Genomic DNA, 22421 nt, shown 5'->3' on the forward strand with positions numbered 1-22421 from the left:
GGGATGTCTCCTGGTTGGATGGAAAGGACTCAGAAACGTGGCTGGCGGCCAGTGAAGTCGGGGTCGTACTTGCGCATCTGCCCGAGGTCGTCGCGGTTGCGGATGCCGCAGTGCAGGTAGTTGTCGTGCAGGCTGGCCAGCGCCTCGCGATCCAGCGTGACGCCCAGGCCCGCCGTCGTAGGCACGCGCAGGCTGCCCTGTTCGAATTGCAGGCGGCCGCCTTCGACGACCTCCTCGTCCTGCCACGGGTAGTGCGTGTCGCAGGCATAGGTGAGCTGCGGCACGCTGGCACACAGGTGCGTCATGGCGACGAGGCTGATGCCCAGGTGGGAGTTGCTGTGCATGGACAGACCCAGGTCGAAGGTCTTGCACAGCGTGGCCAGCCGTTGCGTGGCACGCAGACCGCCCCAGTAGTGGTGGTCGCTGAGCACGATCTTCACCGGGCAGCCGAGGTCGACGTTGCGGCGGAATTCGGCAAAGTCGGTGACCACCATGTTGGTGGCCAGCGGCACATCGCCTTCGCGCTCCATCGCGCGCGCCACGGCAGCCATGCCCTCCAGGCCAGGGGCCGGGTCTTCGTAATACTCCAGCACGCCACGCAGTTGCTGCACTACCTTCAGGCTGGTCTGTACCGTCCAGTTGGCGTTGGGGTCGATGCGCAACGGCATACCCGGAAAGGCCTGGGCCAGCGCCAGGATGCCGGCCGCCTCCTGGTCGGGCGGCAAGGCGCCGGCCTTGAGCTTGATGCTCTGGAAGCCGTACTGGGCGATCATGCGCCGCGCCTGGGCGACGAGTTGCGCGGGCGTGAGTGCCTCGCCCCAGGCATCCGGCGTATAGGGCTGGTCGATGTGTTCGGCGTATTTGTAGAACAGGTAGGCCGAGAAGGGAACGCTGTCGCGCGCCGCGCCGCCCAGCAGATCCACGACCGGGGCCTGGGCCAACTGGCCTTGCAGGTCCATCATCGCCACTTCAAACGCGCTGATGACCTTGGCCACGGTCTTGGATACATGCGTGCCCGGTGCCAGCGACACCTGCTGCCCCAGGAATTCCGAGGCCGTCTGTGCGGGCGGTGCGACCAGGGCCGCCACGCGCTGCTCCATTGCATTGAGCGCCCAGGGGGACAGACCCACCAGGGCGGGCGCCGCCTTGGCCAATGCGTCCAGCATGGGCTGGTCGCCATAGCTCTCGTTGATGCCCACCAGACCCGAGGCGGTCTCGATCTCGATGATGGAGCGCAGGGCCCAGGGCTCGTGGATGCCGGCCGCATTGAGCAGCGGCGGATCGCGGAAGGCAATGGGCGTGATGCGGATGTGGCGGATCGCGTGGGAGGTGCTCATCTTCGTGCGTTGAGAGGGGCATCCGTGCCGGCATTTCAGGGTGCGGCTCGAATAAGAGATATGTTGTCTGATAACGTGCAACGAATTATGATCACATCCATGAACACGCCCTCCACGGGATTACCCGAATCCATCGCGTCCGCAGCCCAGCACGCCTCTTCACTGCGCGGCAGAGCGGGCCGCAGCGCAGGGCGCAGCCTGGCAAAGGTGCTGTTCGATGAATTTGAAAGCAAGATTCGCCAAGGCCTGCTGCGCGAAGGCGACAAGCTGCCCACGGAATCGGAGCTGGTGCAGGGCTACGATGTGAGTCGCACGGTTGTGCGCGAGGCGCTGTCCAAGCTGCAGGCCGCCGGCATGGTGGAGACCCGACACGGCATCGGCACCTTCGTACTGCCACCCCGTAGCGGCGGCATGTTCTTCCTGGACCCCTCCGAGTTGGCCGAGTCCGTGGACGTGCTGGCCGTGCTGGAGCTGCGCATCAGCCTGGAGACCGAGTCGGCTGGGCTGGCCGCGCAACGCCGTACTGAGGGGCAATTGCAGGCCATGCGTGCCGCACTGGATGACTTTGCGCAGAGCACGCAACTGGGCGAAGACACGGTAGCCCACGACTTTCGCTTTCACCTGCAGATTGCCCAGGCCACCGGTAACCGCTATTTTGCGGACATCATGAACCACCTGGGCACCACGCTGATTCCGCGCACCCGCGTGGGCACCGCGCGCAGCTCCCCGCCGAATGACGGCTACCTGCAGCGCGTGAACCGAGAGCACGAAGAGATCTACATGGCGATTGCGCGCAAGGATGCTGAATCCGCCCGCGCGGCCATGCGCGTGCACCTGACCAACAGCCGCGAACGGCTGCGCCAGGCTCAGGAAGCGGCCGCCGCGGCGGCCGCCCTGCCCGCCTGAGCCCCTTTCACAAGCCATCCACTGAAAAATTTGCGCTGAAACGTTTGTTGTTCTTTTGTTGATGTTGTACGATGACGTATAACTTAACCCACACAACCACAGGAGACATCGCATGACTTTGACCCGCCGCCTTGCCCTCGCCTGCGCCGCGCTGGCCTGCAGCACCACCCTAGTTCACGCCGCAGACAACTGGCCCAGCCGTCCGCTCAAGATCGTCGTGCCCTACCCGCCGGGCGGCAGTTCGGACATCATTGCCCGCTCGATCAGCCAGCAGTTGTCCGAGTCGCTCAAGCAGCCGGTGATCGTCGAGAACAAGCCCGGTGCGAACGGCAATCTGGGCGCCGACATCGTGGCCAAGTCGTCGCCTGACGGCTACACGCTGCTGTTGTGCGATCTGGGCGCGCTGGCCATCAGTCCGTCAATCTATACCAAGCTGCCCTTCAATCCGTCCAAGGATCTGCGCGGCGCTGCCATGCTGGCGTATTCGCCCCACCTGTTGGTGGTGCACCCTTCCGTCAAGGCCAACAACCTGAAGGAACTGGTGGAGCTGTCCAAAACCAGCGACCTGAACTTCGCCGTCACGGCCACCGGCAGCGCACCGCACCTGGCGGGTGTGGAGTTGGCCCGCGCCACGGGCGCCAAGTGGGTCTACGTGCCCTACAAGGGCGGCGTGCAGTCGGTGCAGGACACGGTGGCCGGCCAGACGCAGGTGCTGATGAACGGCATGCTGGCCACCTATCCCCATGTGCAAAGCGGCAAGCTCAAGCTGCTGGGTGTGTCCAAGCGCGAGCGCATGCCGCTCATCGGCAGCTCTCCCACCATTGCCGAGCAGGGCGTGGCGGGCTTCGAAACCGGCTCGTGGCAAGGCGTGATGCTGCCCGCAGGAACACCGCCGGCCATCACCAAGCGCATTGGCGAGGCCCTGGTGGCCGCCATCCGTACGCCCGATGTGCGCTCACGCCTCACGGGCCAGGGCGCCGAAGTGGTGACCCTGTCCCCGTCGGAAGTGGACAGCTTCTTTGCCAGCGAACGCGCCCGTTGGGCCAAGGTCGTGCAGCAAGAGAAGCTGCAGCTGGACTGAATGCGCAGCGCTGACCGCGCCCCGATTTCCCTTCTTTAACCCCACGTCGCCAACCTGCCGCGCAGCGGCTTTGAAAGAAAGACTGAGATGACTCCCCAAGACCTGAAGAACGTGATGAGTTCCGGCCTGCTGTCGTTCCCCATCACCGACTTCCATGACAACGGCGACTTCAATGCCAAGGGCTATGCCGAGCGCCTGGAGTGGCTCGCTCCGTTCGGCGCCAGCGCATTGTTTGCTGCGGGCGGTACGGGCGAGTACTTCTCGCTCACGGCCAGCGAATATCCGCAGATCATCCAGACGGCGGTAAACACCTGCCGCGGCAAGGTGCCCATCATTGCCGGTGCGGGCGGCCCCACGCGCTTTGCCATCGAATGCGCGCAGGCCGCCGAGAAGGCCGGCGCGCACGGCATCCTGCTCATGCCCCACTACATGACAGAAGCCAGCCAGGAAGGCCTGGCAGCCCACGTGGAAGCCGTGTGCAAGAGCGTGAATTTCGGCGTGATCATCTACAACCGCGGCATCACCCGCTACACGCCGGAAACCGTTGCCCGCCTGTGCGAGCGCAACCCGAACCTGGTCGGCTTCAAGGATGGCGTGGGCGACATCGAGGGCATGGCCTCCATGTTCCTGGCCATGGGCGACCGCCTGGCCTACCTGGGCGGCCTGCCCACGGCCGAGGTCTATGCCGCCGCCTACAAGGCACTGGGCACGCCGGTGTATTCGTCCGCCGTGTTCAACTTCATCCCGAAGACGGCCATGCGTTTCTACGAAGCGGTGAAGAACGACGACCAGGCCACGCAACACCAGTTGCTCAAGGACTTCTTCATGCCTTACCTGAAGATCCGCAACCGCAGCGCCGGCTACGCGGTGAGCATCATCAAAGCCGGCGCCAAGATCGTCGGCCACCCCGCCGGCCCCGTGCGTGCGCCGCTGGCCGACTTGCAGGCTGAAGAGATCGAGATGCTGGCCGAACTGATCCGCAAGGTCGAGCCTGTCTGATGCCTTTTGGCCCCGCCCAGCGTTGGCGGGGCTGCTCATCCCGGCACATAAAGATCCAAGGAGCACCCCATGAAAAAAGTCCTCGTGGCCCTCGCGGCCAGCGTGGCCCTGTCTGCCGTGGCCGCCTGGCCGGAAAAGAGCGTGAACATCGTCGTACCGTTCCCGCCCGGCGGCTCCACCGACACGATTGCCCGCGCCATGGCCCAGCACATGGGCGAGAAACTGGGCCAGGCATTCGTGGTGGACAACCGCCCTGGCGCCACCGGCACCATTGGCGCCACGGCGGTCAAGCGCGCCGCGCCAGACGGCTACACGCTGCTCGTGGCCTCGCTCGGCCCCTACGTGATCGCGCCGCATCTGGTGAAGAACGTGCCCTATGACGCAGTCAAGGACTTCGACTACCTGTCCCTGCCCGTGCAAGCGCCCAATGTGCTCGTCGCATCGCCCGCGCAGAAGGCACGTACGCTGGCCGAGGTGGTGGCTGCGCTCAAGGCGCAACCAGGCAAGATCAGCTTTGCCAGCTCTGGCAATGGCTCGTCGGACCACCTCTCGGCCGAGCTGTTCTGGCAGCAAAGCGGCACCACGGGCGTGCACGTGCCCTACAAGGGTGGCGCACCGGCCATCAACGATCTGCTGGGTGGACAGGTGGATTTCTCGTTCCAGAACGTGAACGCGGTGCTGCCGCACATCCGTGCCGGTAAGTTGACGGCCATCGCCGTCACGGGCGACAAGCGCTCCCCCGTTCTGCCCGACGTGCCCACGCTGGCCGAGGCCGGTGTGAAGGGGGCCGAGATCTATTCCTGGCAAGGAATGGCCGCGCCCAAGGGCTTGCCCGCGGATGTGAAGAAGAAGCTGGCGGACGCCGCCATCCAGGCCATCAATGAGCCGACGCTGAAGAAGCGCCTAACGGACCAGGGCATGGAGATCGTTGCCAACACCCCCGAGGAGTTCACGGCCTTCCAGGCGCGCGAATATGCGCGCTGGAAGACGCTCATCGAAGCCCGCAAAATCAGCATCGACTGATTGCCACGCCCTCTCGACGTCCGCGCCGCAGTTGCCGGTGCGGGCGCCCTCTTGCCTCTGCCGCCCCCATGACACACCGCCCTCCCCGCATCCTCCAGTACGGCCGCATGCCATTGCCCGCACTGGACCACGAACTGGCCGCCCAGTTCGACGTGACCGTGCTCAGCGAGCAGCCAGACCGGGCCGGCTTCCTGGCCGCACACGGCGCAGATTTCGAATGCGTGGTGACTTCCGCCGCCATGGGGCTGCCGGGCGACGTGGTGCTCGCCCTGCCCCGCCTGCGGTTCGTCAGCAGCTTTGGCGTGGGCTTTGACGCACTGGACCAGGCTGCGCTGCTGGAGTGCGGCGCACGCGTGGGCTATACGCCCGGTGTGCTGGACGACTGCGTGGCCGACATGGCCTTCGCCCTGCTGCTGGACGCGGCGCGCAGCCTGTCCGCGGCCGACCGCTTCGTGCGCCGCGGTGACTGGAGCCGCCAGCGCTTTGGCGTGCACACGCGCGCCAGCGGCAAGCGCCTGGGCATCTTCGGCATGGGGCGCATCGGCGCTGCCGTGGCGCGCCGCGCCGCGGGCTTTGACATGCAGGTGGGTTACCACAACCGCCGGCCGGTGGAGGGCTCGCCCCATCAGTACCTGCCGTCGCTGATGGAGCTGGCGCGTTGGGCGGACTTCCTCGTCATCACCGCTGCGGGCGGAGACAGCACGCGCCACCTGGTGAATGCCGAGGTGCTGGACGCGTTGGGCCCGCAGGGGTTCCTGGTCAACGTAGCGCGCGGCAGCGTGGTGGATGAGGCCGCGCTGGCCGCCGCCCTGCAGCAGCGGCGGATTGCCGGCGCCGGTCTGGACGTGTTCGAGGACGAGCCCCACCCGCTGCCAGCACTGCTCACATTGGACAACGTTGTCCTGGCCCCCCACATCGCCAGCGGCACCCAGGAGACCCGCCGTGCCATGGCCGACCTGGTGCTGCAAAACCTGCACAGCTGCCTTGCCACGGGCGTGCCGGTGCAGGAAGTGCCCTGGTCGGCGGCTGCGGCCCGGCAGGCGCACTCCGCCTGACGTCCGGGCCGTTTTCATTTCCGTTTTTCTGCCCCCCTGAACCATGTCACAGACTCCCACCATCACCGAGATCGAAGTCATCCCCGTCGCCGGGCGCGACGGCATGTTGATGAACCTCAGCGGCGCGCACGCGCCCTTCTTCACACGCAACGTGGTGCTGATTCATGACAGCGCGGGTCGCACCGGCGTGGGGGAAGTCCCCGGTGGCGAAGGCATCCGCCGGGCGCTGGAGGACAGTCGTGGCGTGCTCATCGGCCGCTCCATTGGTGAGCGCCTGCAGTTGCTGCAGCAGGTGCAAAAGACGCTGGAAGGGCGTGACCCTGGTGGGCGCGGCCTGCAGACCTTCGACCTGCGCATTGGCGTGCACGCCGCGACGGCCATCGAATCCGCACTGCTGGACCTGCAGGGCCAGCACCTGGGCGTGCCCGTGGCGGCGCTCCTGGGTGAAGGCCAGCAGCGCGAGCGCGTGGAGATGCTGGGCTACCTGTTCTTCGTGGGGCCGTCGCACAAGACCGGTAAGCCCTACGTGCAGGCGGGAGAGGACCGTTCAGGCACCGACGATTGGCACCAGGTACGCCACATGGAGGCCATGACGCCGGACGCCATCGTGCGCCAGGCCGAAGCCGCGCACGCGCGCTACGGCTTCAACGACTTCAAGCTCAAGGGCGGCGTGCTGGCCGGCGAGCAGGAGATCGAAGCCGTCACTGCACTGGCTCAACGTTTTCCGCAGGCGCGCGTCACGCTGGACCCCAACGGCGGCTGGCTGCTCAAGGACGCCATCCGCCTGATGCGTGACATGCGCGGCGTGCTGGCCTATGCCGAAGACCCTTGCGGCGCCGAAGGGGGTTTCTCGGGCCGCGAGGTCATGGCCGAATTCCGCCGTGCCACCGGCCTGCCCACGGCCACCAACATGGTCGCCACCGACTGGCGACAGATGGTGCATGCCCTGTCGCTGCAGTCCGTGGACATCCCGCTGGCCGACCCGCACTTCTGGACCATGGCCGGCTCCGTGCGCGTGGGCCAGACCTGCCGCGACTGGGGCCTGACCTGGGGGTCGCACTCCAACAACCACTTCGACATCTCGCTGGCCATGTTCACCCACGTGGCGGCCGCCGTTCCGGGCAAGGTCACGGCCATCGACACGCACTGGATCTGGCAGGACGGGCAGTTCCTCACCCAGAACCCACTGCAGATCCGTGGCGGCTTCGTCGACGTGCCCAAGACCCCGGGCCTGGGCGTGACGGTGGACCGCGCCGCACTGCAGCGCGCGCATGCGCTGTACCAGGAACACGGCCTGGGCGCGCGCGACGACGCCATCGGCATGCAAAGCCTGATTCCGGGCTGGCAGTTCGACCCCAAGCGGCCCTGCATGGTGCGCTGAATGCCGTCATGCGCCCCTGCCTAGAATGGCCGGACGCACCGCGCGCTGGGTCGCGCGGTATTCCGCCACGACAGGAAAGGAGCGCCATGATGGAAGCACAGCAACTGCACCGCGGCCGCCTCATCGACCATATCCAGCTGGTGGTGCGCGACCTGCCCGCCAGCCTGCGGTTCTATGAGGCGGTGTTGGGCGCGCTGCAAATCCCCCTGGGGGGCCAGACCGACAGCTACTTCTGGGCCGACGAGCTGTTCGTATCCACGGCCAGCAGCCCCGCCGCCAATGGCCACCTCACGGGGCGGCACCACCTCGCCTTCCAGGCGAAAGACCGCGAGATGGTGGATGCCTTCCACCGCGCGGCGCTGGCGCATGGCGGGCGCGACAACGGCGCCCCGGGCGAGCGGTCCTACCACCCGGGCTACTACGCCGCCTTTGCGCTGGACCCGGACGGCAACAACATCGAGGCGGTATTCCATGGCGCACACCAGCGCAGCGCGTCCTCCGTCCTGATCACGTTCTGAGCACGCGGGCGGGCGACAATCGCGCTCCACGCGCGCCCTTGATTGCCTGCATGACCACATCGCTTCCCTGGCTGGAACCCGACGATCCTTTTCCACCCACCGACGGTGCCTGGGGCGCGGACTCTCCCGCGCCCGGCCTGCTGGCCGCGGGCGGCACGCTGGGGGTGCCCCGCCTGGTGCAGGCCTATGCCCAGGGTGTCTTTCCGTGGTTCAGCACCGGCCAGCCCATCCTGTGGTGGAGCCCGGACCCGCGCATGGTGCTGCATGTGCAGGAATTCCGTCTGCACCGCTCGCTGCGCCGCGTGCTGCAGCGCTTTCGCGCCACGCCCGGTCGCGAGGTGCGCATCGACAGCGACTTTTCCGCCGTGATCCACGCCTGCGCCAACAAGCCGCGGGCCGGGCAGTCCGGCACCTGGATCGTGCCCTCCATGGTTGCCGCGTATGAGGCGCTGCATGCTGCTGGCCATGCCCATAGCGTGGAAACCTGGGTGAATGGGCAACTGGTGGGGGGGCTTTATTGCGTGGCGCTAGGACGGGCCGTGTTTGGCGAATCGATGTTCGCGCACGCGACCGATGCTTCCAAGATCGCCCTGGCGGCGCTGGTATGCCTGTGCCGGCGCGAGGGGGTTCGGTTGATCGACTGCCAGCAGAACACGGGTCATCTGGCCTCGCTGGGCGCCCGGGAGATGGAACGTTCGCAGTTCCTGAATCACGTGGCGCGAGCGCGGCAAGACCCTGCCTGCACCTGGAAATTCGAGCCCGTATACTGGACCGAGCTTTTGCCCAACCCCTCAGCGGCGTGACCCAACTCAACGATCTTCCGCTGCAAAGCCTGCAGTTCTACGCCACGGCACCCTACCCGTGCAGCTACCTACCCGAGCGGCAGGCGCGCTCGCAGGTGGCGACGCCCAGTCACCTGATTCAGAACGATGTGTATTCGGGCCTCGTGGCGCGGGGCTTTCGGCGCAGCGGCATGTTCACCTACCGCCCCTACTGCGACGGCTGCCAGGCCTGCACGCCGCTGCGCGTGGTGGTTGATCCATTCAAGCCCGACCGCAGCCAGCGCCGTGCCTGGAAGCGCCACGCCGGCCTGCAGGCGCGGGTGCTGCGCCTGTGCTACCTGCCCGAGCATTACCAGCTCTACCTGCGCTACCAGAACGCACGCCACGCCGGGGGCGGCATGGACCAAGACAGCATCGACCAGTACACGCAGTTCCTGCTGCAAAGCCGGGTCAATTCGCGGCTGGTGGAGTTCCGTGAGACCGGGGCCGACGGCCAGCCGGGGACACTGAAGATGGTGTCCATCCTGGATGTGCTGGAGGACGGCCTCTCCGCCGTCTACACCTTTTACGAGCCCGAGCCGGGCGCAAGCTACGGCACCTACAACGTGCTGTGGCAGGTACAGCAGGCGCGCACGCTGGGCCTGCCGTATGTCTACCTGGGTTACTGGATCGAGCAGAGCCCGAAGATGAACTACAAGGCGCGCTTCATGCCGCATGAGCTGCGCATCGACGGCCGTTGGCAGCGTTCCAAAAGTTGATGGACCTTGCAGGTCATATCGACCTCCAAGGCCCATCCATCAAGCGCAAGCAGCTTCTTTTTTAATAGCGATCAGCGCCCGGACCGTGCGCCGTCCACGCTCCATGCCCCGGCACCGAAGGCGGCGAATGCCAGCAGGCCGCCCGTCACGGCAACGTTCTTGAAGAACAACAGCTGCTGCATCATCTGCTGGTCCGCCGGCAGAGCCCAGTAGGCGTGGAAGAAGAAACTGGCCGCCAGCGTGAACACGGCCAGCGCCAGCGCAGCGATGCGTGTTCCGAACCCGAAGAGCAGTGCCAGGCCGCCCAGTAGTTCAATCAACAGACCGACGGCAACGGCCACGGTGGGCATGGGCATGCCCACGGACGTGGCGTAGCCCACGGTGCCGGCAAAGCCGCTGATCTTGCCGAACCCCGCAGGGATGAACAACAGGGCGATGAGGATGCGGCCCACCAGGGCCAGAGGGTTTTGCAGGGTAGCAAACATGGCGGAACTCCTAGGGTTGAAGTGGATGGGCAGACTTCACGCGGCGAGATCAAAAACCAGAACTTCGGCATCGCTTCCCCCGGACAGGGTCACGCTGCTTTCGTTATCCAGCAGGGCCGCGTCGCCCCCGCTCAGATGCTGTCCGTTGACCTGCAGCGTACCGCGGATCAGGTGAACGTAGGCTTTGCGCCCTGCGGCAATGGGCAGCTCCGCCGCCTCAGCACCGTCGAACAGGCCCGCGTACAGCGTGGCGTCGGCATGGATCGTGACCGAGCCTTGCGCGCCGTCGGGCGAGGCCACGCGACGCAACTGGCCGCGCTTGTCGGCGTCGGGAAAGCGCTTTTGCTCATAGCTCGGCGCGATGCCGCGCACATTGGGCTCGATCCAGATCTGCAGAAAGTGCGTCTGCTGGCCCTCGGCGTGGTTGAACTCGCTGTGCATCACACCCGTGCCGGCGCTCATGCGCTGCACGTCGCCGGGCGGAATGCCCTTGACGTTGCCCATGCTGTCCTGGTGCGCCAGTTCGCCAGACAGCACGTAGCTGATGATCTCCATGTCGCGGTGGCCATGGGTGCCGAAGCCCGTGCCCGGCGCGATGCGGTCCTCGTTGATGACGCGCAGGTTGCCCCAGCCCATGTGGCGCGGGTCGTAGTAGCCCGCGAACGAGAAGCTGTGGTACGAATGGAGCCAGCCGTGGTCTGCGTGGCCGCGATCTTGCGATTTGCGAAGGGTCAGCATGGGGTCGCTCCTCGAAATGCGTTGCGTTGGAGAGAACTGTAGGTCGCGCAGCGCACTTGCAGGGACAGCGGGCTTGAAGGCATCATTCAAACTCATTGAACGAAGAGGCCGTCGATCATGCAAAACACCCGCGATGCCCTGACCCCTGAAAACTTGGCTATGCTGCAGAGCATTGCGGAGACGGGCAGCTTTGCCGCGGCGGCACGCCAGCTCGGCGTGGTGCCCAGCGCTCTGACCTACCGTGTGCGCCAGATCGAGGATGCGCTGGACGTGCTGCTGTTCGACCGCAGCGCCCGCCACGCACGGCCCACCGATGCCGGCATGGAGCTGCTGCGCGAAGGCAAGCGCTTGCTGGAGGACGTGGACGCCATCGCCAACCGCGTGCGCCGCGTGGCCACGGGCTGGGAGCCGCAGCTCACGCTGTCGGTGGACGGCGTCATCTCGCCCACCACCATGCTGGAGCTGGTGGAGGCGTTCTACGCCCTCGGTCCACCCACGCGCGTGAAGTGGCGCGACGGCATCCTCGGCGGCACGGCCGAAGCGCTGACGTCGGGCCAAGCAGACCTGGCCATCGGCGTGGCCGTGGGTGCCTCCAACGTCGCCGGGCTGCAATCCGCCCCGCTGGGCGAGGTGCGTTTCATCTTCGTCGTGGCGCCCCATCACCCACTGGCCAAGGTGACCGAGCCCATCAGCGACACCACGCTGCGCGAACACCGCGCGATCGCCGTGGCCGACTCGGCACGGCGCAGCAACGTGACCATGGGCATCCTCGCGGGGCAGGACGTCCTCACCGTGGACAACATGCGCGCCAAGATCCACGCACAGTTGCGCGGCCTGGGCGGGGGCTTTCTGCCCGAGCCCATGGTGCGTCCGTACCTCGAAGCCGGCCATCTGGTCGAGCGGCAGGTGGCGCGCCCCGCGCGCAACGTGCGCCTGAGCTACCAATGGGGTGGCCCCGGGCACGCTGCGCCAGGCCGCGCGCTGCAGTGGTGGCTGTCGCAACTGCAAAGTGACGCCACACGCCGTGCGCTGCTGGAAAACCACCACCAGTTCTGAATGCGTGGGCCGCGCGGCGCGTGTAGAGTCAACACTAGCGCTGCGCTAATTACCAGCACTGCACCAGCCCATTTCCGACGTCATCGAAGGCCTGCCATGACCCGCTTTTCCTCCCGCTCCAGCGATCGACTGAAACAAGGCCAGCAGGTCGCGCCCCTGGGCGCCGCGCGGCGCTTTGCCGTGGTGGGTGCCGGCATGGCCGGCGTGGCCTGCGCCCGCACCCTGGCCCAGGCGGGCCACATGGTCACCGTCTTCGAGAAGGCGCCGCAGCCCGGCGGGCGCACGGCGGCGCTGGCGTCGCCCTTTGGCAGTTTTGATTCGGGCGCGCAGTACTTCACGGTACGCGACGCACGCTTTCAGCGGGCGCTGGACACTGTTTCCGGCCTGTGCCGCGCCTGGAGCGCCACCACCATCCGCGTGCTGGACGCCGCCGGGCGCGTCGCCACCGCCGCGCCACCGCCCGGTGAAGCGCACTGGGTGGCGGCCCCCGCCATGGATGCGCTGGTCCAGGCCTGGGCGGCACCACTGGCGCGCGAAGGCCACCTGCACACGCGCACGGCCGTCACGCACATCGAGCGCGACGCGATGCGACCCACGGCCTGGCAGCTGCGCACCGAGACGCTGGATGGGGGATCGCAGGTGTATGCGGGTTTCGATGGCGTGGTACTGGCCCAGCCCGCACCGCTGTCGCGGGCGCTGCTGCAGCAGTCCGGCGTTTCCACGCCGTGGGACGATGCCCTGGCCGGCGTGGACATCGCGCCCTGCTGGACCTTGATGCTGGCCTTTGCGCAGGCCGTGCGCCCCGGGCTGACCACGCTTGGCCCGCAGTGGAACGCCGCACGCAGTACGCACCACCGCATTGCCTGGCTGGCCCGTGAGTCCAGCAAGCCCGGCCGGACACAGATCGAGCGCTGGACGGTGCAGGCCAGTCCCGCCTGGTCGCTGGAGCACCTGAACGACGAGGCCCCCCGCGTGCAGGCCAAGCTCATCAAGGCGTTTGCCGAAGTCACCGGCATACGCGCCACGCCCACGCATGCCGAGATGCGGCGCTGGCGCCACGCGCAGACGCAAAAGCCCTTGGGCCAGAGCTTTCTGTGGGACGCCTCCCTGGGCCTAGGCGTTTGCGGCGATTGGTGCCTGGGGCACCGGCTGGAAGACGCTTTCGTCTCGGGCCTGGAGCTCGCGCTCACCGCTGCATGACGGCGGCCGCGGGCTACGTCGGCCGCTTTGCCCCCTCCCCGACCGGCCCGCTGCACGCGGGCTCGCTCGTCGCCGCCCTGGCCAGCTGGCTGGACGCGCGCGCGGCCCTTGGAGGACGCGGCGGGCGCTGGTTGGTGCGCATCGAAGACGTGGACCCGCCGCGCTGCGTGCCCGGCGCCGACGAGCGCATTCTGGCGCAGCTGGCCCGCTGCGGCCTGCTGCCCGACGAGCAGCCGCTGCACCAATCCACCCGTGGCCCCCGCTACCAGCAGGCGCTGGATGGGCTGCTCCACGCCGGCCTGGCCTACCCATGCGCATGCACGCGCCGCGACATCGAAGCCGCCTTGCAGGCGCAAGGCCTAGTGCATGAACGCCATGTGGAACGCCCCTACCCTGGCACCTGCCGCGACGGCCTGGGTGGACGCACGCCGCGTGCCTGGCGCTTCCATACCCAGAGGTATCAATCAAAAATGCCTCCAGCGCCCATCCAGCAAGCGCAAACAGCTATTTATTCAATAGCAAGTTCCGGGGTCTCCTGGACCGATCGGCGCCTGGGCCCGCAGTTTCAGGATGTGGCGCGGCAAGTGGGCGACTTCGTGCTGCGGCGTGCAGATGGCCTGTGGGCCTACCAGCTTGCGGTCGTGGTCGACGACGCCGACCAGGGCGTCACCCATGTGGTACGCGGCGAAGACCTGGCCGACAACACGCCGCGCCAGATCCTGCTGCAGTCCGCATTGGGCGTGCCCACGCCGCAGTACCTGCATACGCCCCTGGTACGTGCGGCGGATGGCGAGAAGCTCTCCAAACAACATGGCGCTCCCCCCATCGACGACAGCCAGCCGCTGCAGGCTTTGACAAATGCAGCCCAGGTACTGGGACTGCCGTCACCTACAGGCATAGCAGGCATCGCCGATGCGCTCGCATTCTGGGTCAAGGCATGGCCTGGAACCTACAATTCGCCGCTGTGACTCAAACGCTTTCTTCGCAAGACCCGCAGGCCCCCGCGGCCTCCCCCATGCCCGGTGCCGCAGGCAGCGCCCCGGCGGACGTCGCCCATCCCAAGGGCATCAAAAGCTATGTGCGCCGCGCCGGCCGCACCACCACCGGCCAGGCCAAGGCGCTGGAAGAGCTGGGCCCGCGCTACGTGCTGGACTATGCGCCCGCCCTGCTGGACGCCACTGCGGCCTTCGGCCGCAGCGCGCCGCTGGTGCTGGAGATTGGCTTCGGCATGGGCGAGGCCACGGCTCACATCGCGCGCGTGCGCCCGCAAGACAACTTTCTGTGCTGCGAGGTGCATGAGCCCGGCGTGGGCGCGCTGCTCAAGCGCATCGGCGAGCAGGACATCCACAACATCCGCATCCTGCAGCACGACGCCGTCGAGGTGCTGGAGCACATGCTGGCGCCCGGATCGCTCGACGGCGTGCATATCTTCTTTCCCGACCCCTGGCACAAGAAGCGCCACAACAAGCGCCGCCTGATCCAGCCGCCGCTGGTGGCGCAGCTGGCGGCACGCCTGAAGCCGGGGGGCTACATCCACTGTGCGACCGACTGGCAGCCGTATGCGGAGCAGATGCTGGAGGTGTTGTCGGCCGAACCCTTGCTGTCCAACACCGCCGAGGGCTATGCTCCGCAGCCGGACTATCGCCCCCTGACCAAGTTCGAGAACCGCGGCATGCGGCTCGGCCATGGCGTGTGGGACCTGGTGTTCACGCGCCGCTGAGCGTCTATTCCCGTTTCCCGATGAAGCCCATCCTCCAGAACCTGGCCGAAATGACCGCCCACCGGGACCACCTGCGCCTGGAGGTCTCGGTGCTGTCCACGCTGCTCAAGCTGGGCCATATCGTGCAGGTGCGGGCGCTGGAGCTGTTCACGCAGGACGAAGTCCTGATGCTGCGCCCGCGCAGCTGGAGCCACGAAGGGCAGTTAGTCTCCAGTGAGTACGACGCTGCTTCGGATCCCCAGCGCATCCCGCTGGCGCAAGAGCCTGAACTGGCCCACTGCATCGCCACCCAGGGCGAGAGCGCCGCGCGTGCCTCCGAGCAGCGCCACACGCTCTGGCTGCCCATGTGGCTGGGCGGGCGCCCCACGGCGTGCCTGGAAATCACCCAGTCCCGCCGCTTCACGCGTCACCAGCGCGACGTGATCATGGGCGTGTTCCTGGTCTACCAAAACTACCAGAGCCTGCTGGATTACAGCGAGCGGGACGCGCTCACCGGGCTGCTGAACCGCAAGACCTTCGAGGAGCAGTTCTCACGACAGACCGGCGCACCCGCCAGCCCAGGCGAGGGCGAAGACACCGTGCGCCAATGGCTGGCGGTGATCGACATCGACCATTTCAAGTCGGTCAATGACCGCTTTGGACACCTCTATGGCGATGAGGTGCTGATCCTGGTGGCCAACCGCCTGCGCACGCAGTTCCAGAGCCAGGACAGCATCTTCCGCTTCGGCGGAGAGGAGTTCGTGGTGCTGCTGCGTTCCCTCACGCTGGCGCAGGCGCGCCAGGCGCTGGAGCGGTTGCGCGCGGCCGTGCAGACGCATGTGTTCCCGCAGATCGGACACATCACCGTGAGCATCGGCTTCGCGGCCACGCAACAGGGCTCGCCGGTGGAGATCCTGGGGCGCGCGGACCAGGCGCTCTACTATGCAAAAGAACATGGACGCAACCAGGTCTGCTTCTATGAAGATCTGGTCGACAGTGGCGCCTTGCAGATCAAGGTGGCGCACGACGAAGTGGAGCTGTTCTAGCTCATTTGCCGGCAGACGGCGCTGTGCCTGCCGTCTTTTGCCTAGCCCCCTGGGTCCGGTGTAACCGCGGCGCAGGCCACCACCGCCCACGCGGGTGCAACATGTCCGCACGTGCGCCCTGCCCCGTCTGGGGGCCCAGGCCGTCGTCAGATGCGCTCGCCCACCCAGCCCTGCACGGCTGCCAGCGCCTGCGGCAGCGCCGCCGCGTTTGTGCCGCCGGCCATGGCCATGTCGGGTTTGCCGCCCCCTTTGCCACCCACCTGGGCCGCCACGAAGTTCACCAGATCCCCGGCCTTGACACGGCCGATGCTGTCGGCCGTCACGCCAGCCGCCAGCTGCACCTTGTCGCCATCGACGGCCGCCAGCACGATGGCCGCCGTCTTGAGCTTGTCCTTGAGCTTGTCCATGGTCTCGCGCAGGGTCTTGGCGTCCGCGCCTTCCAGCCGGGCCGCCAGCACCTTGAGGCCCTTGACGTCCACGGCCTGGCCGGCCAGCTCGTCGCCCTGGCTGGAAGCCAGCTTGCCCTTGAGTGCAGCCAGTTCCTTCTCGAGCGTCTTGATTTGATCGAGCGCACCGCCAATGCGGGCGGTCAGCTCCGCGGGGGGCGCCTTCAGGGCGGCTGCAGCCTGGTCCACCGTGGACTCCAGCGACTGCAGGTAGGCCAGCGCGTTCTCGCCGGTCACCGCCTCGATGCGGCGCACGCCCGCGGCCACGCCGCCCTCAGCCACCACCTTGAACAGGCCGATGTCGCCCGTGCGGCGCACGTGCGTGCCGCCGCACAGCTCGCGGCTGGTGCCGATGTCCAGCACACGCACACTCTCGCCGTACTTCTCGCCGAACAACATCATGGCGCCCGTTTTCTGCGCGCTTTCGATGTCCATCAGGCGCGCGTTGGTGTCGGTATTGGCCAGCACTTCGGCATTCACCAGGCGTTCGATCTCGCGAATCTGCGCGGCCGTCAGCGGCGCGTTGTGCGCGAAGTCAAAGCGCGTGCGCTCGGCGTTCACCAGGCTGCCCTTTTGCTGCACGTGGTCCCCTAGCACCTCGCGCAGCGCCTTGTGCATGAGGTGGGTGACCGAGTGGTTGCGCATGGTGGCCGCGCGCAGTTGCAGGTCCACCTGCGCCTGCACCGTGTCGCCCACATTCAGCGTGCCGGCTTCCAGCGTGCCGTGGTGGCCGTAGACGTCGGCCTTGATTTTCTGCGTGTCGGCCACGGTGAAGCACGCCGAGCCAGCGCCGATGGTGCCTTGGTCGCCCACCTGGCCGCCGCTTTCGGCATAGAACGGCGTGCGGTCCAGCACCACCACGCCGCTCTGGCCCGCGTGCAGGGCTGCGGTGCTGGTGCCGTCCACGTACAGCGCGACGATCTTGGCACTTTCGGCCAGTTGCTCGTAACCCGTGAACTGGTTGGCCGCGCCGGTGTATTCCAGCGCGCGGTCCATCTTGAACTTGCCTGCGGCGCGGGCAGTGCTCTTCTGGTGTTCCATGGCGGTGGCAAAGCCCGCTTCGTCCACGTTGACGCCCCGTTCGCGGCACACGTCATTCGTCAGGTCCAGCGGGAAGCCATAGGTGTCGTGCAGCTTGAACGCCACGTCGCCCGGCAGCGTCTTGGCGCCGCCAGCCAAAGCGCTGTCCAGAATCTCCATGCCGTGCGCCAGGGTCTCGAAGAAGCGTTCCTCTTCTACCCGCAGCACATCCGTGATGCGCGCCTGTTGCTCGCGGATCTTGGGGTAGGCATCGCCCATCTGCTGCACCAGGTCTTGCACCAGCTTGTGGAAGAACGGCGTCTTGCGACCCAGCTTGTAGCCGTGGCGAATGGCGCGGCGCACGATGCGGCGCTGCACGTAGCCGCGGCCCTCGTTGCTGGGGATGACACCGTCGGCGACCAGGAAGGCGGTGGCGCGGATGTGGTCGGCGATGACCTTGAGCGACGGGTTGGTCAGGTCGCTTGTGCCTGTTTCGCGCGCCGCGGCCTTGATCAGCGCGTCGAACAGGTCGATCTCGTAGTTGCTGTGCACGTGCTGCAGGATGGCGGCCAGGCGCTCCAGGCCCATGCCGGTGTCCACGCAGGGTGCGGGCAGCGGCTTGACGTTGCCTTGCTCGTCCATGTCGAACTGCATGAACACGTTGTTCCAGATTTCGATGAAGCGGTCGCCGTCCTCATCCGGGCTGCCGGGGGGGCCGCCGGCAATGTGCTCGCCGTGGTCGTAGAAGATCTCCGAGCACGGGCCGCAGGGGCCGGTGTCGGCCATCATCCAGAAGTTGTCGCTCTTGTAGCGGCCGCCCTTGTTGTCGCCGATGCGGATCACACGCTCGGGCGGCAGGCCGATTTCTTTGGTCCAGATGTCGTAGGCCTCGTCGTCCTCGGCGTAGACCGTGGCCAGCAAGCGCTCGGGAGGCAGCTTGTAGACCTCGGTCAGCAGCTCCCAGGCCCACTTGAGCGACTCGCGCTTGAAGTAGTCGCCAAAGCTCCAGTTGCCCAGCATCTCGAAAAACGTGTGGTGGCGCGCGGTGTAGCCCACGTTCTCCAGGTCGTTGTGCTTGCCGCCGGCGCGCAGGCAGGTCTGCACCGATGTGGCGCGCACATAGGGGCGCTTGTCCGTACCCAGGAACACATCCTTGAACTGCACCATGCCCGAGTTGGTGAACATCAGCGTGGGGTCGTTGCCCGGCACCAGCGGACTGGACGCCACCACGGTATGCCCCTTGGCGGCGAAGAAGTCCAGGAAGGTCTTGCGAATGTCTGCAACGGAGAAAGTGGGTGTGCTCATGGTGTGTATGGGGTTCGTGGGCGGGTATGGCAGCGCAAGGCATCCCGTCGTGACCAACCTGCCATTATAGATTTCACCCTTGCGCACACACGGCGCTATCCTGCCCCTTTGCCCTGCCCGCCGCGGCCTTCCAGGAGCCACCCCATGGACATGAAGACATCACCCCTTTCCCTGCTCAAGGATCCGAGCCTGCTCAAGACCGACGCCCTGCTGGGAGGCCAGTGGTTCGCAGGCGGCGCACGCTTTGCCGTGCACGACCCGGCCACCGGCCTGAAGTTGGCCGATGTGGCCAACCTGGGGGCCAAGGAAGCCGAGCTGGCTATCGCCGCCGCCAACGAAGCATGGCCCGCATGGAAGGCCAAGACGGCCAAGGAGCGCAGCACCATCCTGCGCCAGTGGTTTGACCTGCTCATGCAGCACCAGGACGACCTGGGCCGGCTCATGACGGCGGAACAAGGCAAGCCCTTGCCCGAGGCCAAGGGCGAGGTGGCCTATGGCGCCAGCTTCGTCGAGTGGTTTGCCGAGGAGGCCAAGCGCGTGAACGGCGAGACCCTGCCGCAGTTCGACAACAACCGCCGCCTGTTGGTGCTCAAGCAGCCCATCGGCGTGTGCGCGGCGATCACGCCGTGGAACTTCCCCTTGGCGATGATCACGCGCAAGGTGGCGCCGGCGCTCGCGGCGGGCTGTCCGGTGGTCATCAAGCCGGCCGAGCTCACGCCCCTCACCGCCCTTGCCGCGGCCGAGCTGGCGTTGCGCGCGGGCATTCCCCCCGGCGTGCTGAGCGTGCTGACGGCCGATGCGGAGAACTCCATCGCCATCGGCAAGGTGCTGTGCGCAAGCGACGTCGTGCGCCACCTGTCGTTCACCGGCTCGACGGAGGTCGGGCGCATCCTCATGGCCCAGTGCGCGCCCACGGTGAAGAAGCTGAGCCTGGAGCTGGGCGGCAATGCGCCGTTCATCGTGTTCGACGATGCCGACCTCGATTCCGCCGTGGAAGGCGCCTTTGCCAGCAAATACCGCAATGCTGGGCAGACCTGCGTGTGCACCAACCGCTTCTATGTGCAGGCGGGGGTGTACGACGCCTTCGTCGCCAAGTTTGCCGCCCGCGTAAAAACCGCGAAGGTCGGCAATGGCTTCGAGGACGGCGTGAACCAGGGCCCGTTGATCGAACCCGCGGCGGTGGACAAGGTACAGCGCCACCTGAACGACGCCATCGCCAAGGGCGCCAGCGTCGTAACGGGCGGAAAGCACCTGGCGGAACTGGGCGCGGGCCAGTTCTTTGAGCCCACGGTGCTCGCCAACGCCACCGCTGGAATGCTGTGCGCGCGCGAGGAAACCTTCGGCCCGCTGGCGCCGGTCTTCAGGTTCGAGACCGAGCAGGAAGCCATCGCTGCCGCCAACACCACCGAGTTTGGCTTGGCCAGCTACTTCTACAGCCGCGACGTGGGCCGCATCTTCCGAGTGGGCGAGGCGCTGGAATATGGCATGGTGGGTGTGAACGTCGGCATTCTCGCGACCGAGCATGTGCCCTTCGGCGGCGTCAAGCAGTCGGGCCTGGGGCGCGAGGGCTCCCACTACGGCATGGACGACTATGTGGAGATCAAATACCTCTGCGTGGGCGATATCCAGAAGTAGAGAGCACCTTTGCTTCTTTTTTCGTAGCTGCCAGCGCTTGCTCCTATTGTCCGATGGCCAGAAATGCCCACGAACCTATGTACCGGCAGGACAGGCTGGTCGTCGGCCGGCGCAGATCGCACGGTTGCCCGGAAAGCACGCGGCAGTGCGCTAGAATCCACCGACTTTGCGGGCGTCGTTCAATGGTAGGACCTGAGCTTCCCAAGCTCAAGACGTGGGTTCGATTCCCATCGCCCGCTCCAGCATTCCGGCAAGGCGTGCTGCAACGCGGCCTTCCGGCTGCTCTCCCCTCCCCCCACTTTCCCACACGCTAATCCGTCAGCGGACGCAGTTTCAGCCGGCTGTCAAACCGCCGCGCCTCTCCGCTGAGGGGATCGGTAAAGGCAAGCGTGCGCGCCAGCAGTTGCAGCGGGTTGGAATAGTCCCCTTCCGGCGGGTCGTTCACCTCCGGGTAGAACGCATCGCCGCGCAGCGGCAGGCCCAGCGCGGCCATGTGCACGCGCAACTGGTGGCGCTTTCCAGTGATGGGCTCCAGCCGGTAGCGCGCCCAGGGTGCCGCAACCTCCAACATGTCGATGTGCGTGCGCGCGTTGGGCGTGCCGGGCACCTCGTGCATGCGAAAAAAATGGCCGCTTTCCTCCAGCCGGCTTTCATGGATGCACGGCAGCGGCAGGTCGGCACGCCACGGTGCGACGGCCTCATAGACCTTGTGCACCCGTCTGTCGCGAAAAAGGGCCTGGTAGGTGCCGCGCGTTGCCCGCTGCACGGAAAACAGCACCAGGCCTGCCGTGTCGCGGTCGATGCGGTGCACAGGGGACAACTCGCTCAGGCCCAGCCGGCGCTTCAAGCGCACCAGCAGGGTCTGCTGCAGATAGCGGCCCGCGGGCACCACGGGCAGGAAGTGGGGCTTGTCTGCCACGAGGATGTGCGCGTCCTGGTAGAGCACGGTTTCGTGGAACGGCAACTCGGGCTCGGGCGGTAGTTCGCGGTAGTAGTAGTAGCGTACGCCCGGCGTGAACGCGCTGCGCTCCGTGGCGGCCGCGCCGAACTCGTCCACCACTTCGCTCGCGCGCAGGCGGCGCAGCCAGTCCTCGCGCGACACGGCGGGCAGGCGCTGTGCGAGGAAGTCCACCAGAAGCCCCTGCCCCGCCGAGGGCAGAACCACGCAACTGGGGTTGACGCCGTCGCGCATGGGCAGGACCCGGGGATCGTGGCTGTTGTGCATGGGGCCGCGATTGTAGGGGCCCCAGGCTCCCGCTCCATGCAACAATACTATTGTTTTGATAGCTAATAGCGCTTGATGGTAAAGCGCTAGAGGCTATTTTGTCTTGGGTTGCAAACCGACGATCACGACGCGCGATCCACGCCATCCAACGCCTCGTCGATGGCTTGCTTGATCCGTGCGAGCGTGTGCAGATCGCCCTCCGATCCTTCCACGGGCGCCCACCGTATGGCGTCCATATGGGCTATCGCGTGTTGCGAGATAGCCGCCACGCTGACCTGGACCGGCGTGCCGGCAGCGGCAGGCGTGGCCTCAGGAATAGGAATGCGGATCAGGAAGCCGCGATAACCCTCTTCCAGGACCTGGGGCAGCGTAGGCGTTGCATCCATCGCGGGGGGCTCCGGTGTCATGCGACCGCGGGCTTGCTCTCGCCCGATGCGATGGCCGCCAGGCCGCGCACCGCGGCATCGCGCGAGGTCCAGTGGTCATGCGGCAGGGGCAGCGTGCGTCCATCCACCTGGGCATGGGCGTAAAAGTAGCGGCGGCCATCCGGCGCCAGGCACAGCATGCCGGAATAGGTCACGCTGTCGGCCACGCCGAAGATCGTTTCCTGGGTGAGTGCGTCGGTCGTTTGCATGAGGAGCGCCTTGGTGTAAGTGAATGCAATGGCGCCATTCTTGAAGCAACAGCTGTGGTTCAACGTAGGCCAAAGGCGCATGCACGCCCCGG

General features: G+C 66.7%; 22 protein-coding genes and 1 tRNA gene. 16 read left to right on the plus strand and 7 right to left on the minus strand.

Features of this window, described 5'->3' with window-relative positions:
- Nucleotides 1–29 precede the first annotated feature (29 nt).
- Nucleotides 30–1337, minus strand: coding sequence for a glucarate dehydratase family protein (locus BA022_RS05275; protein ID WP_088886785.1), 1308 nt, complete (start codon nt 1335–1337; stop codon nt 30–32).
- 99 nt (nt 1338–1436) lie between these two features.
- On the opposite strand from BA022_RS05275, the gene BA022_RS05280 reads away from it, so the two are divergent.
- The 9 genes from BA022_RS05280 to BA022_RS05320 all read left to right on the plus strand — a co-directional run bounded on the left by BA022_RS05280 (nt 1437) and on the right by BA022_RS05320 (nt 9840).
- Complete coding sequence (locus BA022_RS05280) at nt 1437–2243, plus strand: FadR/GntR family transcriptional regulator (protein ID WP_088888518.1); 807 nt, start codon at nt 1437–1439, stop codon at nt 2241–2243.
- 112 nt (nt 2244–2355) lie between these two features.
- Nucleotides 2356–3324: a Bug family tripartite tricarboxylate transporter substrate binding protein gene (locus BA022_RS05285; RefSeq protein WP_088886786.1), complete on the plus strand. Its 969-nt coding sequence runs from the start codon at nt 2356–2358 to the stop codon at nt 3322–3324.
- 87 nt (nt 3325–3411) lie between these two features.
- Nucleotides 3412–4323, plus strand: a complete 912-nt coding sequence (kdgD, locus tag BA022_RS05290; protein ID WP_011805237.1) for a 5-dehydro-4-deoxyglucarate dehydratase — start codon at nt 3412–3414, stop codon at nt 4321–4323.
- A 69-nt stretch (nt 4324–4392) separates the two neighbouring features.
- Entirely contained in the window at nt 4393–5346 is a 954-nt protein-coding gene (locus tag BA022_RS05295) for a Bug family tripartite tricarboxylate transporter substrate binding protein (RefSeq protein WP_011805236.1), read from the plus strand.
- Between the two features lie 68 nt (nt 5347–5414).
- Nucleotides 5415–6401, plus strand: coding sequence for a 2-hydroxyacid dehydrogenase (locus BA022_RS05300; protein WP_088886787.1), 987 nt, complete (start codon nt 5415–5417; stop codon nt 6399–6401).
- 43 nt (nt 6402–6444) lie between these two features.
- Nucleotides 6445–7782 carry an enolase C-terminal domain-like protein gene (locus BA022_RS05305; RefSeq protein WP_088886788.1) on the plus strand — a complete coding sequence of 446 codons (1338 nt, stop codon included), beginning with the start codon at nt 6445–6447 and terminating at the stop codon, nt 7780–7782.
- 89 nt (nt 7783–7871) lie between these two features.
- Nucleotides 7872–8300, plus strand: a complete 429-nt coding sequence (locus tag BA022_RS05310) for a VOC family protein (RefSeq protein WP_041836282.1) — start codon at nt 7872–7874, stop codon at nt 8298–8300.
- Nucleotides 8301–8350: 50 nt separating this feature from the next.
- Nucleotides 8351–9103 (plus strand): leucyl/phenylalanyl-tRNA--protein transferase, encoded by a 753-nt coding sequence (gene aat / locus BA022_RS05315; RefSeq protein ID WP_088886789.1) that lies wholly within the window; start codon nt 8351–8353, stop codon nt 9101–9103.
- Nucleotides 9100–9840: an arginyltransferase gene (locus BA022_RS05320; RefSeq protein WP_011805231.1), complete on the plus strand. Its 741-nt coding sequence runs from the start codon at nt 9100–9102 to the stop codon at nt 9838–9840. The genes aat and BA022_RS05320 overlap by 4 nt, the downstream gene beginning before the upstream one ends.
- A gap of 71 nt (nt 9841–9911) precedes the next feature.
- On the opposite strand, the gene BA022_RS05325 is transcribed toward BA022_RS05320, so the two are convergent.
- Both BA022_RS05325 and BA022_RS05330 read right to left on the minus strand, forming a co-directional pair.
- Nucleotides 9912–10325, minus strand: coding sequence for a DoxX family protein (locus BA022_RS05325; protein WP_088886790.1), 414 nt, complete (start codon nt 10323–10325; stop codon nt 9912–9914).
- Nucleotides 10326–10361: 36 nt separating this feature from the next.
- Nucleotides 10362–11063 carry a pirin family protein gene (locus tag BA022_RS05330; RefSeq protein WP_088886791.1) on the minus strand — a complete coding sequence of 234 codons (702 nt, stop codon included), beginning with the start codon at nt 11061–11063 and terminating at the stop codon, nt 10362–10364.
- A gap of 117 nt (nt 11064–11180) precedes the next feature.
- On the opposite strand from BA022_RS05330, the gene BA022_RS05335 reads away from it, so the two are divergent.
- The 5 genes from BA022_RS05335 (at nt 11181) to BA022_RS05355 (ending at nt 16064) form a co-directional block, all read left to right on the plus strand.
- Complete coding sequence (locus BA022_RS05335; RefSeq protein WP_088886792.1) at nt 11181–12119, plus strand: LysR family transcriptional regulator; 939 nt, start codon at nt 11181–11183, stop codon at nt 12117–12119.
- A 96-nt stretch (nt 12120–12215) separates the two neighbouring features.
- Nucleotides 12216–13319, plus strand: a complete 1104-nt coding sequence (locus BA022_RS05340) for an NAD(P)/FAD-dependent oxidoreductase (protein ID WP_088886793.1) — start codon at nt 12216–12218, stop codon at nt 13317–13319.
- Nucleotides 13316–14287 (plus strand): tRNA glutamyl-Q(34) synthetase GluQRS, encoded by a 972-nt coding sequence (gluQRS, locus tag BA022_RS05345; RefSeq protein WP_088886794.1) that lies wholly within the window; start codon nt 13316–13318, stop codon nt 14285–14287. The genes BA022_RS05340 and gluQRS overlap by 4 nt, the downstream gene beginning before the upstream one ends.
- A complete protein-coding gene (gene trmB / locus BA022_RS05350; protein ID WP_187306020.1) occupies nt 14257–15039 on the plus strand; it encodes a tRNA (guanosine(46)-N7)-methyltransferase TrmB in 783 nt (260 codons plus the stop codon). The genes gluQRS and trmB overlap by 31 nt, the downstream gene beginning before the upstream one ends.
- 20 nt (nt 15040–15059) lie before the next feature.
- The gene (locus BA022_RS05355; protein WP_088886795.1) at nt 15060–16064 is read left to right on the plus strand and encodes a GGDEF domain-containing protein; all 1005 of its coding nucleotides are present in this window, start codon (nt 15060–15062) and stop codon (nt 16062–16064) included.
- Nucleotides 16065–16210: 146 nt separating this feature from the next.
- On the opposite strand, the gene alaS is transcribed toward BA022_RS05355, so the two are convergent.
- Complete coding sequence (alaS, locus tag BA022_RS05360) at nt 16211–18835, minus strand: alanine--tRNA ligase (protein WP_088886796.1); 2625 nt, start codon at nt 18833–18835, stop codon at nt 16211–16213.
- Between the two features lie 144 nt (nt 18836–18979).
- Between alaS and BA022_RS05365 the strand changes: the two genes are divergently transcribed.
- Nucleotides 18980–20470: an NAD-dependent succinate-semialdehyde dehydrogenase gene (locus BA022_RS05365; protein ID WP_088886797.1), complete on the plus strand. Its 1491-nt coding sequence runs from the start codon at nt 18980–18982 to the stop codon at nt 20468–20470.
- Between the two features lie 168 nt (nt 20471–20638).
- A tRNA-Gly gene (locus BA022_RS05370) sits at nt 20639–20712 on the plus strand.
- Between the two features lie 68 nt (nt 20713–20780).
- Here BA022_RS05370 and BA022_RS05375 read toward each other — a convergent pair.
- The 3 genes from BA022_RS05375 to BA022_RS05385 all read right to left on the minus strand — a co-directional run bounded on the left by BA022_RS05375 (nt 20781) and on the right by BA022_RS05385 (nt 22329).
- The gene (locus tag BA022_RS05375) at nt 20781–21695 is read right to left on the minus strand and encodes a pseudouridine synthase (RefSeq protein WP_088886798.1); all 915 of its coding nucleotides are present in this window, start codon (nt 21693–21695) and stop codon (nt 20781–20783) included.
- A gap of 122 nt (nt 21696–21817) precedes the next feature.
- On the minus strand, nt 21818–22081 hold the full coding sequence (locus tag BA022_RS05380) for a hypothetical protein (RefSeq protein ID WP_088886799.1): 264 nt from the start codon (nt 22079–22081) through the stop codon (nt 21818–21820).
- Nucleotides 22082–22098: 17 nt separating this feature from the next.
- Entirely contained in the window at nt 22099–22329 is a 231-nt protein-coding gene (locus BA022_RS05385) for a hypothetical protein (RefSeq protein WP_041839010.1), read from the minus strand.
- Nucleotides 22330–22421: the final 92 nt, after the last annotated feature.

The organism is Diaphorobacter nitroreducens (assembly GCF_002214645.1).
GTDB lineage: Bacteria > Pseudomonadota > Gammaproteobacteria > Burkholderiales > Burkholderiaceae_C > Diaphorobacter > Diaphorobacter nitroreducens.